This window comes from Gilliamella sp. CG25, from assembly GCF_046635705.1.
Taxonomy (GTDB): Bacteria; Pseudomonadota; Gammaproteobacteria; order Enterobacterales; family Orbaceae; genus Gilliamella; species Gilliamella apicola_I.
Map to the genome: position 1 here is coordinate 60020 of NZ_JBIDFJ010000012.1, position 13241 is coordinate 73260.

Sequence of the window (13241 nt, forward strand, 5' to 3'; positions counted from 1 at the left end):
TGACATGTCACGAGTATGCCAAGTAACAGGAAAAAAACCTTTAGTAGGGAATAATCGTTCTCATGCGATGAATGCTACTAAACGTCGTTTTCTACCAAATCTTCAAACTCACCGTTTTTGGGTTGAGAGTGAAAAACGTTTTGTAAAATTACGTGTATCAGCTAAAGGTATGCGTACTATCGATAAAAAGGGTATTGATGCAGTTTTAGCTGAACTTCGTGCCCGTGGTGAAAAGTACTAATAAGGAAACCCTATCATGGCAAAAGGTGTACGCGAAAAAATTAGATTAGTTTCTTCTGCTGGTACAGGTCATTTTTATACCACTAGCAAAAACAAAAGAACCATGCCTGAAAAAATGGAGATCAAAAAATACGATCCTGTTGTTCGTCAGCATGTTATCTATAAAGAAGCTAAAATCAAATAATTTTAGATAAATACCAAAAACCCAGCAAAAGCTGGGTTTTTTTATGTTTATCGATTACCTATCATTATCAAATTAAACTTCTATTAATAGTCCATATGTATTCTTCTATTATCTACATGGATAATTAAAAAATATTGATTGTTACAAACTATCACATAAACAGAATATTAATGAAGATAAGCATTTACCACTTAAATTCAATTATAAAAAAAGCTCCAGTTTTTATCCTGAAGCTTTTTGGAAAGTTATAAAACTATTTTTTATTTTAAATATTGCTGTTCATATGCTTGGGCTTTTTTATCATCAAATACATGTTCCCAGCGAGCAATAACAATAGCCGCTAAGGCATTACCAACCACATTAACCACGGTGCGCCCCATATCTAATATACGCTCAACCCCCATAATATAACCAATGCCGTCAAGCGGTATTCCAACACTACCTAATGTCGCAGAAAGCACCAAAATTGAAGCTCCCGGTACACCAGCAATCCCTTTCGATGCAACCATTAGTGTAATAACAACAATAATTTGATCGAGAATCGACAATTCCATACCGAAAAGCTGAGCTAAAAAGATAACAGTGATACTTTGATATAATGTTGAACCATCAAGATTAAATGAATAACCTGTTGGAATAACAAAGCTGGTTATGGATTTTGGCGCACCATAGGCTTCCATCTTTTCAATAATTTTAGGTAATGCAGTCTCTGAACTCGCTGTTGAAAAGGCAATAACTAACTCTTCTTTTAATATTCGTAAAAGTTTAAAAATACTGAATCGGCACAATTTACAAACAAGTCCTAAAACGACAATTGTAAATATAATCATTGCCGAATAAACCGTAACAATAAGTTTGAATAATGGTAATAAAGATTCAAAACCATATTTTGCCACCGTGACAGTAATAAGTGCAAAGACACCTATCGGCGCATAACGCATAATCATATTGGTCACTTTGAACATGGTATCAGAAACAACTTTTAAGAAAAATACGAAAGGTTCTCGTTGCTTATCAGGTAAAGACATAAGCCCTAAACCAAAAAATACGCAGAAGAAGATCACAGGTAAAACAGCACCATCACTCATTGCTTTAAAGATATTAACAGGAATCATCTCTAAAATCATGACGATTAAGCCATGTGGTTTTTCGCTTTGTTCTTGAGCTGCTTTAGCAAAATTACTGACATCAGTAGTTGCTAAAGTTGAAGAATCAATACCAGCCCCAGGTGTAAATAGATTCCCCCAAAGAAGCCCCAACAAAATAGCAATAGTTGTGATAATTTCAAAATAGAGAATTGTTTTAAAGCCTAAAATACCTAATCGCTTTGAACCGCCAATGCCTGCAATACCTAAGGTTAATGTGCTTAGTATAATCGGCAATACGATCATTTTAATTAAGCGAATGAAAATTTCCCCAGCTGGTTGAAAGACATTAACGATTAAAAATTGGTAATCCGAATGCAAAGGATGGTTTGAATCAGAAAGTTCGAAAAGATAAGCACCTACAGCCACGCCTAGAATTAATGCTATTAAGATTTGCCATGCAAGATTTGATAATATTTTTTTCATTAAAAATGACATCTAATACTATTCCTTTTTGAGGTTTTCTAAAATAAAAAAGGACTAGCTATATAACTAATCCTTCTTAATAATTAAAAATTATTCTTCGGACTCCTGAGCTGAATTATCCAGCTCGTCTCTCTGCTGCGATGATACTGATTCCACATCATCATCTTCGGTTTCAGCGATTCGTTGCAGACCCACAACTTTTTCGTTATCGGCTGTGCGAATCAATCTTACACCTTGTGTATTTCGACCGACAATACTTACTTCTGAAACGCGTGTGCGTACTAACGTTCCGGCATCAGTAATTAGCATGATTTGATCAGTTTCATCCACTTGTACAGCACCAACCACAGCGCCATTTCGTTCACTGACTTTAATCGAAATCACCCCTTTTGTTGCCCGAGATTTTGTTGGATAAAGCTCTTGTTGAGTACGCTTACCATAACCATTTTGCGTTGCGGTTAAAATCGCACCATTGCCTCGAGGGACGATAAGTGACACTACTTTATCATCACTTTCAAGTTTAATGCCACGCACACCTGCAGCGGTACGCCCCATTGCTCGAACTTTATTAGCAGGGAAGCGAACAACTTTACCATTAGCAGAGAACAGCATGATGTCTTCCGTATCTGAAACTTGAGTGATTTCGTCATCATCTGACTCGATGTCTTCATTCACTACATCATCATTCAGTTCTTCATCATCAATGGCTGATGATTCATTACTCGTTAAATCGACACCGATTAACTCATCATCATCACGTAAGTTGATTGCAATAATACCACCACTACGTGGGCGACTAAATTCAATAAGAGAAGTTTTCTTCACGGTTCCTTGAGCAGTCGCCATAAATACGCAATGTTCATCGTCAAATTCCCGAACAGGTAAAATTGCGGTGATACGTTCATTTTCTTCAAGTGGTAATAAATTAATAATTGGACGACCACGTGATCCTCGACTTGCCTCAGGTAATTGATAAACTTTCATCCAATATAAGCGACCACGGCTTGAGAAGCACAAAATAGTATCATGGGTATTAGCAACTAATAATTTTTCAACAAAATCTTCTTCTTTGATTTTGGTTGCTGATTTACCTTTACCACCACGACGTTGAGCTTCATAGTCTGAAAGCGGTTGATATTTCACATACCCTTGATGAGAAAGGGTAACAACAACATCTTCTTGTGCAATCAGATCTTCAATATTAATATCCGCACTACTTGCCGTAATTTCCGTTCGTCTTGCATCTTGGAACTGATCGCGTATCGCTTCAAGCTCTTCACGTATCACCTCCATTAATCTTTCAGGACTTGCCAGAATATATAATAGTTCACCGATTTGAACTAATAACTCTTTATATTCATCAAGAATTTTTTCATGTTCAAGTCCGGTTAAACGATGCAAACGAAGATCTAAAATTGCTTGAGCTTGCGCCTCAGAAAGATAATAGTGACCGTCACGAATACCGAATTCTGGAGCCAAATCTTCTGGACGAGCAGCATCATCGCCTGCTTTTTCAAGCATTGCCGCAACATTTCCAAGTTGCCAAGCTTGAGATAAAAGTTTACTTTTTGCTTCAGCTGGTGTTGCAGCTGCTCGAATTAACTCAATCACAGGGTCAATATTGGCAAGTGCAATCGCTAAACCTTCTAATACATGTGCACGTTCACGGGCTTTACGCAATTCGTAAATAGTACGGCGTGTTACAACTTCACGACGATGTAGCACAAAAGCTTCAATCATTTCACGTAAATTTAACAGTTTTGGTTGACCTTTATGTAAAGCCACCATATTGATACCAAACGAGACTTGTAATTGGGTTAATGAGAAAAGATTATTCAGTACAACTTCACCCACCGCATCTCGTTTAATTTCGATGACTATGCGCATGCCATCTTTATCCGATTCATCACGCAAAGCAGAAATGCCTTCAACTTTCTTATCTTTGACTAATTCAGCAATTTTTTCGATGAGTTTTTTCTTGTTAACTTGATAGGGTATTTCATTAACAATAATCGTTTCACGACCACTGTGATCATCAACTTCAATGGTTGCTTTAGAACGAATATAGATAATTCCACGGCCAGTACGATAAGCATTTTCTATGCCTTTTCGACCGTTTATTAATGCTGCGGTTGGAAAATCAGGCCCCTGAATATGTTCCATTAACCCTTCAATTGAAATATTTTCATCTTCAATATAAGCAAGGCACCCATTAATAACTTCTGTAAGGTTATGCGGTGGGATATTGGTCGCCATACCTACTGCAATTCCTGATGATCCATTAATTAATAAGTTAGGAATACGTGTTGGTAACACATCAGGAATCATTTCTGATCCGTCATAGTTTGGTGAAAAATCGACGGTTTCTTTATCAAGATCTGTCAGTAATGCACCTGCAAACTTTTGCATACGAATTTCGGTATAACGCATTGCTGCTGCCGAATCACCATCAACCGATCCGAAGTTACCTTGACCATCAACCAGCATATAACGCAGTGAAAATGGCTGTGCCATACGTACAATTGTGTCATAAACAGCTGAGTCACCATGCGGATGGTATTTACCGATTACATCCCCAACTACACGAGCTGATTTTCGATAAGGTTTATTCCAATCATACCCCGCTTCATGCATGGCAAATAAAACACGTCGGTGAACAGGCTTTAAGCCGTCACGAACATCAGGCAGTGCACGCCCGACGATTACAGACATAGCATAATCAAGGTAAGAGGATTTTAGTTCATCTTCAATGTTAACGGGAGTTATTTCTTTGGCTAGTTCGGTCATAACACCAAGTTCTCTTATTAATATAAATCATTAAAACAGCTTATAATTATAGCATATTATTCGCTATTATTGCAGAACTAAACTGTTTTTATTTTCATTATTAAGTATGATTAAACAAAGTATTTTCAATTAATTGGCATAAACAGTTTAAAATCATAGCATGCATCTCATAAGCCATCACTTTTTTGTAGGTCGGAATTCTAATTTCAATATCATTTTGACCTAATAAACCTATTACCTCTCCACCATCAAAAGCCGTTAGAGCAACAATTTTCATATCTTTAATGACCGCTTCTTGTACAGCTCGGATAATTGCTTTACTGTTCCCTTGGCAAGTTGCCACGATTAATATATCACCTTGTTGCCCCAATGCTTGTATTTGGCGTGCATAAATCTCTTCATGATTTTTAATCGCACTTAATAAAACATTATCAGACACTAAAGCGATAGCGGGGATACTAGGTCTTTCAATATCAATACTGGTAATTAATCGAGAAGTAAAACTTTGGACATTCGCAGCCGAAGAGCCATTACCACAACTCATAATTTTATTACCATTGAGTAATCCTTCAACGATGATGTTAGCGGCTTTTTCAATTGACGAACCTAAGGATTCAGCCATCACAATTTGTGTTTGAATACTTTCTGTAAAATAATTTTTAATTAAGTCTTGCACGTTTTCACCTAAAAATTAAAACGCATTAATAATCCATTGTTGGCTTTTACCAGTAATAGCAAAAACATCAAATCGAAACTCAGTTTCTTCAATATTCAAATTTTGCGCAATCATCCAAAGTTGCGCTGCCTGTTTAATTTTATTTTGTTTATTAGGCGTTATTGTCATTTCTGCATGACCAAAATGGGCATTTTTTCGATAGCGCACTTCTATAAAAACAAGGCATTGTTTGTCACGCATAACCAAATCAAGTTCCCCAAAGCGAAATTGACTATTTTTAGCTATAAGCGTTAAACCTTGCCCAAGCAGATACTGGCAAGCAATATTTTCAAAATGCTCGCCAATTTTTTTTCTATTCACTAATCGGTTCTGATTTAGTTGAGCTATTAGAATATTGTTGCCATGATAATGCGCGCGTTATTTCGCATTGTTCTGACGTTGATAATTTACCTGTCATTCCATCTAAAAAATTAGTTTGATTTGAACTTAATTGATTAAAACGATTTGCTAAACGCCAAGCATCTATTCCCATTGCATAAACACGCATTAAGGAATAATCCTTCTTAATACTGTCCGGCAACTCGATCGAGGTATCAAGTTGATTAGAAATGAGCGGAATTTCAGCATATTGCGTTTGATTTAAATCATAGTAGAAGTCATTAGATGCATTTGCGACATGACTTTTAGAACTTGAATACAGCGCAACACTCGCAGATGACGAGTGACCAATCGGTTTATCAGCTCCCATATCCAACATCGGTTTGATCAACGTTAATTCATCGTATGAGGAATAAATATAAATAGCATCAAAATCAGTAAAATTATCAACTAAACTCATTGATTCAGATGGCATATCAGTAAGAACAATAGGCTCACCAACAAGTTCGATACCAACATTTTTATTCATACTATCACTTAATGTTTTAGCATTTCCAAAATACTGGACATAAGCTGGTGAACTGTTAACTGAAAGTTGAGACCACTGTTTTGCAAAATTTTGTGCTACGCGTTTACCAAGTTCATTTTGTGGGACTAATAACAATGGTTTTAGTTTATTTTGTGCAAATATATGATTAGCTGCATCTTTTGCTTCATCTTCAGGAGATAATGCAAAATAACACATCTTGTTGCGGGTATCTGATTTATTCTCAACTTTATTCAATGCTAATACAGGAATACCCGGCGCCAATTGCTTGATATAGTTAACATCACCTTTTAATAAAGGTCCTACAATTAATTCTACATCTTTATCTTTAGCTTGTTGAATTAATTTATCTAATGAGGCACTTGCTGTATCAAACGTCACAATATTTTGTTGTGGTTCTTGTGGATAAAACTTCATGGCATCAAAATAACCTTGACGAATTGTTTCACCAAAAATATGTGAAGTTCCACTTAACGGTAATAACAATGCCACTTTTTTGCCTTCATTATCAACACTAAGTGTTTGTTCTCCCGTTAACATTGAAATAACACCATTACCAGGATGGTTAGGATATCGTATAGCCCAATCATGAAAAGCCTGTTTTAAATTTTCATTGTCAGAAGCACCATTTAGTGTAGTTGTTTGATAAGCGATACTTAATTCAATCCAACCTTGCAATATGGTTTCATTAGTACCTACAACAATTTTACCCATTTGATCGTTTTTTAACTTGCTGAAAAAACTCCATGTACTACTCAATACTTGTTGACGCTGATCTTTCGATGACCATTTTTCTAATTCAATATAGTCATGTGCTTGAGCATTAATATTTTTTTTGTCTAAAGCTAATTTGATGGAGTAATATCGATATAACTGTGAATTATTAAGCTCGTTAATAGATAAGGTATCAAGCTTAAATCGTTTTCCTGTTCTAACTGCGATTTCACCTTGAGATAAAATTTTATCTATTTTTTGTTCTGGATTGAGATCTGTCGACAACTTAGAAAGTAGTGTGTTAGCTTGTGAAAGCTTGTTTTCTTTAATTAATGCCCGAATAGCTAACAATTGCCAATTTGTTTTAGCTTCTCCAGAACTTGCTTCGACTTGTGAAAGATAATAACTCGAATCTTTGCTTTCATCAAAGCCAGAACCGTTTTTTGAAAAGCTCCCTGAACATCCAACTAAAAATGCTAATAATACTGATATTAACATTGTGTAAAATGAGCGTTTTATATTCATACCTATTCTCGTGTAATTTGTTGTCACTAAATTCGTTGTTAATTCATTGTTACTTAGTTTGGTTATGATAATGTGTTTAATTTAACTTCAAAAATAATCTATTTATTTTCAATTTATAATGACTTTTTAGTAAATTTGATCGTGCTAATTTATCGCATTTTTACTTGGGATATAGAAGAACACAACTATTTTCGCTTTATTATCTATTTACCGCGATTTGACCGCTAATTACATTACTCATTGATTTAAATCAGAACATATATCAATCAATATTAAGCTTTTTCGTTACATATATAAAGCTATACAGACAACAATATATAAACTATTTTGATGACTAATAAAGTATATTCTTTTACCTAAAAAATTAGCTTAGTTTAACTAACTACAGTCAATTAAAGAATTAATTATTTTTATCCCCAAATTCGTTGTACATGAACGGTAATTTCTTCTCGATCATGATAAAGCTGTTTTGCTTGAATTTGAACATTAATTTGATTGTCATTTAATATGTTATTGAGCAATTGTAAATTTTGTTTTACTTCTTCATAACGCTTTTTCATGGGTAATTTCAGATTAAAAATTGTTTCTCGACACCAACCATTGATAAGCCATTTAGTTATTAATTCTGTCACCTTAGTCGGTTTCTCAACCATATCACAAACTAACCAATAAATATTATGCTTTTTAGGCATAAATTTAAAGCCATCTTCTCGAAAATGTTTAACTTGCCCTGTTTCCATTAATTTCGGATTCATTGGACCATTATCAACGGCATAAACCATCATACTTCGTTTGACAAGCTGGTATGTCCATCCTCCCGGACAAGCGCCTAAATCAACAGCATTTAATCCACCTTTTAGTCTTTCTTCCCATTCTTCATAGGGAATAAAGATATGAAACGCTTCTTCAAGTTTTAATGTGGAACGGCTTGGGGCATCAACTGGAAATTTTAACCGAGGTATCCCCATATAGAACGGTGAATTATTTTCACTTAGTGAATAACCAACATAACAACTATTATTATTTAGAAATAACACATGAATAACAGGGCGGGTTGGATTTTGGACTTTTAATAAAATCCGATGATTTCTTAACGCTTGCCGAAGCGGAACAGTAAATTTGCGACAAAACCCCGCCAACGCTTTTCCTTCATTAGTATCTGCCACTTCAACTCGCAAATCGCCGGCTTTATCAATACATCCCGTTAACGCTTCAACAATAGGCGTAATACGATCATCTGTTGGCAAATCAACTAATCGATCGCCTGTAACAAACATTTGGCGTGCAAATATAAGTGTTCTAAAAGGTAACGCTTGAATTAAGCGTTGAGCATCGCCATTTTGATAGCATTCAAAAACAACATAGCCACTATTATCGTTAACTTTAGCAAATCCAAAGATCTCTTTTTGAGCCGCTTTATCTGTGATTTCAGCGGCACATTCTTTTTCAAAACCAATACGGCAATAGAGAATAATCTTATTTAATTTTTGCATATTGTATCTTTAACTCTTTTTTCAAAAATCCCAAAAAAATAGCTGTATTAGTCGGATTGAACACTGTCTGTATATAATGGTGCTTCACCTTTTGGACGAGTTTTGAATCTTCGATGTAACCACATATATTGCTCTGGCGCTTTTAAAATTTCTTGCTCAATTGCTTTATTCATAAACGTTGCTGCTTGCACATCATCGTCCATCGGAAAATCAATAAGCTGGGATGTAACATAAACAGTATAATGCCCATTTTTTTCACGTTTGGGGGTAAAAGGGATAATTGCAGGTTGACCAAGTTTAACCAAAATACGCGTACCTATTGTAGTTGCTGCCTTTTCGACAGAAAAGAAAGGCGCAAACACGCTGTTTTTAGGCCCATAATCATGGTCTGGTGCATACCATAATAATTCACCATTTTTTAATGCACGAATCATTCCTTTGGTGTTATATCGTTCTAACATATATTTATTAGACTTTAACCTACCTTTTAACTGCACGTAATCCATAACAGGATTATCATTTGGACGATACACACCAACTCCAGGATGATGCATACCTAAAATACGAGCACCTAATTCTAATGTGAGAAAATGAATACCGATTAGTAATACACCCTTTCCAGCCTGCTGTATTTGAGTAATATGCGAATCGCCAACAATAGAGGATTGTTTAGCTAATCGTTTATTTGACCAAAACCAAGCCATACCCGTTTCAAAAATCGCTAAACCGGTTGATATAAAATTTTCACGCAACATCTGATCACGTTCTTGCTGTGATTTTTCGGGGAAACAGAGCATTAGATTTTGTCTTGCTGTTTCTTTACGTTTGCCAATTATTTTCATTGATAGCAATCCCAACCCTTTACCTAATTGATAAATAATTGGATATGGCAATAACACGATAAGATATAAAAGACCAATCCCAAACCATGTTAACCAATAACGCGGGTGTAATAAACGTTTAGTAAAGATTGGGCGAATTTCCTGATTTTGAGTCATATAAAGATTAAGTTATTATCAATAACAAAGTGGACTATTATATACTATATCTTGGTTTTGGTGGCAGAAAAATCAAATTACTAACTTAACAATGACATTCATTTCTCATAATGCTAATTGTTAACATGAGGATTAAAAATTAAAATTAGGGATTAATCAGATTAATCCCAATATATTAGACAACTTAATTTGTAAAATAAAAATAAATTGAAGTAATTTATTCCGATTAAACAGCCACAGGTGCTTTAATAGCGGGATAAGGGTCATAATCAACAATTTCAAAATCTTCAAATTCGTAATCAAAAATTGTGGGTGGCTTACGTCTAATTTTAAGCTTTGGTAAAGCTCGAGGTTCCCGGCTTAGCTGTAAATGCGTTTGTTCCATATGATTTGAATATAAATGGGTATCGCCACCCGTCCAAACAAAATCACCCACTTCTAGATCACATTGTTGAGCAATCATATGCACTAATAATGAATAGCTTGCTATATTAAACGGTAAGCCTAAAAATACATCACATGAACGCTGATAAAGTTGGCATGATAGTTTTCCATTGGCAACATAAAATTGGAAAAAAGCATGACATGGTGCTAATGCCATTTGATCTAACTCTCCAACGTTCCATGCAGAAACAATCATACGTCTAGAATCGGGATCTGTTTTGATTTGTTGAATTAATTGCGATATTTGATCAACTTGCCTACCGTCAACTGTTCCCCATGCTCGCCACTGTTTTCCATAAACAGGGCCTAAATTGCCATTCTTATCCGCCCATTCATCCCAAATGGTCACTTTATTATCTTGTAAATACTTGATATTGGTATCACCCTTTAAAAACCAAAGTAATTCATGAATAATTGAACGTAAATGGCATTTTTTTGTAGTTACCAGTGGAAACCCTTTTTGCAAATCAAACCTCATTTGATAACCAAAAATTGATAACGTACCCGTTCCTGTGCGATCTGATTTAGGCGTACCCTCATTTAAGATTGTTTTTATCAGGTCTAAATATTGTTTCATGAATTTCTCGCTTTTTGATTAAATCGATATGCATATAACATAATTAAAGCACCACCTAGTATCATAGGTAGACATAAAATTTGCCCCATACTAATGATGTTGAAAAATAAGCCTAATTGTTCATCAGGTTGTCGATAAAATTCAATAACAAACCTAAATAAACCGTAGCATAGTAAAAATAATCCAGATACAGATCCTGTTGGCCTTGGCTTTCTAATAAACAGATTTAAAATAATAAATAAGACAATACCTTCAAAAGCCATTTCATATAATTGGGAAGGATGTCTTGGAAGTATGCCATGCAATTGAGTATATAGTTCTTTCCATTCAGGATGTGATTGAACAAACATGAAATCTGCATGTGATGATGTAGGGAACAGCATACCAACTGAAGAATGAGTCACACGCCCCCATAGTTCGCCATTGATAAAATTACCAAATCGCCCAAACATTAAACCTATTGGCACTAAAGGTGCGACGAAATCAGCAACTTGCATAAATGTTTTGTGGTTTATTTTAGCAAAAATTGCAATAACACAAATAGCCCCAATCAATCCACCATGAAAAGACATCCCGCCTTCCCAAACTTTAAATAATGATATGGGATCGTTTATAAAAACATTAAAATTATAAAAGAGTACATAACCTAATCGCCCACCCACGAAAAGACCTAAAAATCCCCAGAACAGTAAATTTTCAACTTGTGGAACAGTCCATTGGCTATTTGTTTTTTTTGCTCGCCTCTTGGCTAAAAAAAGGGCACCTAATACCCCAAAAAGGTACATTGCTCCATACCAGTGTAAAGATATAGGTCCAATTGAGAAGGCAATTGGATTGAAATTTGGAAACTGTAAATACTGATTCATCTTTTAGTTCGCTGTTTATTTTTACGTTTATGAACAAAATAATTGGATTTTTTTTTGTTTGAACTGTTTGTTGCTTGTACATCCACTTCAGTTTGTATGGCAAATACGGGTAATGAAAATTCTTTCATGGCTCTGCGATATACATCACGTTTAAAAGAAATCACTTGTCGAATTGGATACCAATAATTGACCCATTTCCAATCATCAAATTCAGGTGTAGAAGAAACATTGAGATTAATCACTGAATTATCAGAAATTAACTCTAATAAAAACCATTTTTGTTTTTGACCAATACAAACAGGTTGATTTTCCCAACGAATCATACGTTTAGGTAATTTATATCTGAGCCAACCATTGGTAACAGATAAAATTTTTACATCTTTAGGTAATAATCCGACTTCTTCGTTCAATTCTCGAAACATTGCCTGTTCAGGCGTTTCGTTTTGTTTTATTCCGCCCTGAGGAAATTGCCAAGAATTTTGCCCATAACGACGAGCCCAAAGTACTTGGCCATAACGGTTACAAATAACTATTCCTACATTTGGACGGTAGCCATCATTATCAATCACTGACTACCTCAAAAAATCTATTTCATATGGCTAAATTGTTTCATACATACAGCAATAAATAAATAGAAAAATGCTATTAATCGAGAAATATGTTATTAAACAGATTAGTTTTAACCATTTTCAGTAGTGCTATTGTTTCTATAAAAACTGTTTTTTAAATGACTAAAATTATAAGATAAATTAGAATATTAATGAGTTAAATGATTGTTAAATTATATTAAAACAATAAGTTGAATTTAGATAGATGATAAAGAAAGGTAACATCAATAGTGTTTGGTTGAAAAATAGGGATAACTTACACCTTTCAAAATACACCTACTTTAATCAAGTACATTACCATCGTTTGTTAATAAAAGTAATCCTTCACTGTCAGTATCTAAGCGTCCAGCAGGATAAAATTTGGGTAATGAGATAAAATCTTTCAATGTTGGATATTTTTCATGCGCTGAAAATTGAGACACCACATTAAATGGTTTATTAAAAGCGATTAATGAGCTCATTTCCAGACTATATCCCTCTCTGCTCTTCAATTACGTTGATTTTAATTTCTTAAATCATAGATAGCAAAAAAGCCCAGCATCTCTGCTGGGCTCTTGCTCTTATTTAAAAGTCTGGCGGCACCCTACTCTCACATGGGTAATACCCACACTACCATCGGCACTACGGCGTTTC

Annotated in this window: 12 protein-coding genes and 1 pseudogene; 2 read left to right on the forward strand and 11 right to left on the reverse strand. The window is 34.9% G+C overall.

What is annotated here, in order from left to right; all coding sequences use genetic code 11:
- Positions 1-4 precede the first annotated feature (4 nt).
- Positions 5-241 carry a 50S ribosomal protein L28 gene (rpmB, locus tag ACGH6P_RS09530; RefSeq protein WP_220215954.1) on the forward strand — a complete coding sequence of 79 codons (237 nt, stop codon included), beginning with the start codon at positions 5-7 and terminating at the stop codon, positions 239-241.
- Between the two features lie 15 nt (positions 242-256).
- Positions 257-424, forward strand: coding sequence for a 50S ribosomal protein L33 (rpmG, locus tag ACGH6P_RS09535; protein ID WP_025314526.1), 168 nt, complete (start codon positions 257-259; stop codon positions 422-424).
- Between the two features lie 260 nt (positions 425-684).
- Here the strand turns inward: rpmG and gltP are convergent, their stop codons facing one another.
- The 11 genes and pseudogenes from gltP to ACGH6P_RS09590 form a co-directional block, all read right to left on the reverse strand.
- On the reverse strand, positions 685-1995 hold the full coding sequence (gene gltP, locus ACGH6P_RS09540; RefSeq protein ID WP_267360946.1) for a glutamate/aspartate:proton symporter GltP: 1311 nt from the start codon (positions 1993-1995) through the stop codon (positions 685-687).
- A gap of 90 nt (positions 1996-2085) precedes the next feature.
- Complete coding sequence (gene gyrA, locus ACGH6P_RS09545) at positions 2086-4782, reverse strand: DNA topoisomerase (ATP-hydrolyzing) subunit A (RefSeq protein WP_267360930.1); 2697 nt, start codon at positions 4780-4782, stop codon at positions 2086-2088.
- 100 nt (positions 4783-4882) lie between these two features.
- On the reverse strand, positions 4883-5458 hold the full coding sequence (locus ACGH6P_RS09550) for an SIS domain-containing protein (protein ID WP_220215956.1): 576 nt from the start codon (positions 5456-5458) through the stop codon (positions 4883-4885).
- A gap of 15 nt (positions 5459-5473) precedes the next feature.
- On the reverse strand, positions 5474-5818 hold the full coding sequence (locus tag ACGH6P_RS09555; RefSeq protein ID WP_267360932.1) for a YraN family protein: 345 nt from the start codon (positions 5816-5818) through the stop codon (positions 5474-5476).
- The gene (locus ACGH6P_RS09560) at positions 5811-7622 is read right to left on the reverse strand and encodes a penicillin-binding protein activator (protein WP_411597344.1); all 1812 of its coding nucleotides are present in this window, start codon (positions 7620-7622) and stop codon (positions 5811-5813) included. Before ACGH6P_RS09560 ends, ACGH6P_RS09555 begins: the two co-directional genes overlap by 8 nt.
- A gap of 410 nt (positions 7623-8032) precedes the next feature.
- Positions 8033-9115 (reverse strand): 23S rRNA (cytidine(2498)-2'-O)-methyltransferase RlmM, encoded by a 1083-nt coding sequence (gene rlmM / locus ACGH6P_RS09565; protein ID WP_411590620.1) that lies wholly within the window; start codon positions 9113-9115, stop codon positions 8033-8035.
- Between the two features lie 47 nt (positions 9116-9162).
- The gene (gene lpxL / locus ACGH6P_RS09570) at positions 9163-10113 is read right to left on the reverse strand and encodes an LpxL/LpxP family Kdo(2)-lipid IV(A) lauroyl/palmitoleoyl acyltransferase (protein ID WP_267350157.1); all 951 of its coding nucleotides are present in this window, start codon (positions 10111-10113) and stop codon (positions 9163-9165) included.
- A 226-nt stretch (positions 10114-10339) separates the two neighbouring features.
- Positions 10340-11134 (reverse strand): thymidylate synthase, encoded by a 795-nt coding sequence (gene thyA / locus ACGH6P_RS09575; protein WP_411597345.1) that lies wholly within the window; start codon positions 11132-11134, stop codon positions 10340-10342.
- Entirely contained in the window at positions 11131-12000 is an 870-nt protein-coding gene (gene lgt, locus ACGH6P_RS09580) for a prolipoprotein diacylglyceryl transferase (protein WP_411590618.1), read from the reverse strand. The genes thyA and lgt overlap by 4 nt, the downstream gene beginning before the upstream one ends.
- Positions 11997-12569 (reverse strand): RNA pyrophosphohydrolase, encoded by a 573-nt coding sequence (gene rppH / locus ACGH6P_RS09585; protein WP_065558435.1) that lies wholly within the window; start codon positions 12567-12569, stop codon positions 11997-11999. Before rppH ends, lgt begins: the two co-directional genes overlap by 4 nt.
- A 329-nt stretch (positions 12570-12898) precedes the next feature.
- Positions 12899-13069, reverse strand: a pseudogene (locus tag ACGH6P_RS09590) (pseudouridine synthase); the annotation flags it as partial.
- Positions 13070-13241 lie beyond the last annotated feature (172 nt).

Excerpts from the sequence above, each read along its gene's own strand:
- rpmB (WP_220215954.1), top strand. The coding sequence starts at position 5 with ATGTCACGAGTATGCCAAGTAACAGGAAAAAAACCTTTAGTAGGGAAT.
- thyA (WP_411597345.1), bottom strand. The coding sequence starts at position 11,134 with ATGAAACAATATTTAGACCTGATAAAAACAATCTTAAATGAGGGTACG.
- gltP (WP_267360946.1), bottom strand. The coding sequence starts at position 1,995 with ATGAAAAAAATATTATCAAATCTTGCATGGCAAATCTTAATAGCATTA.
- lgt (WP_411590618.1), bottom strand. The coding sequence starts at position 12,000 with ATGAATCAGTATTTACAGTTTCCAAATTTCAATCCAATTGCCTTCTCA.
- ACGH6P_RS09560 (WP_411597344.1), bottom strand. The coding sequence starts at position 7,622 with ATGAATATAAAACGCTCATTTTACACAATGTTAATATCAGTATTATTA.
- gyrA (WP_267360930.1), bottom strand. The coding sequence starts at position 4,782 with ATGACCGAACTAGCCAAAGAAATAACTCCCGTTAACATTGAAGATGAA.
- rlmM (WP_411590620.1), bottom strand. The coding sequence starts at position 9,115 with ATGCAAAAATTAAATAAGATTATTCTCTATTGCCGTATTGGTTTTGAA.
- lpxL (WP_267350157.1), bottom strand. The coding sequence starts at position 10,113 with ATGACTCAAAATCAGGAAATTCGCCCAATCTTTACTAAACGTTTATTA.
- rpmG (WP_025314526.1), top strand. The coding sequence starts at position 257 with ATGGCAAAAGGTGTACGCGAAAAAATTAGATTAGTTTCTTCTGCTGGT.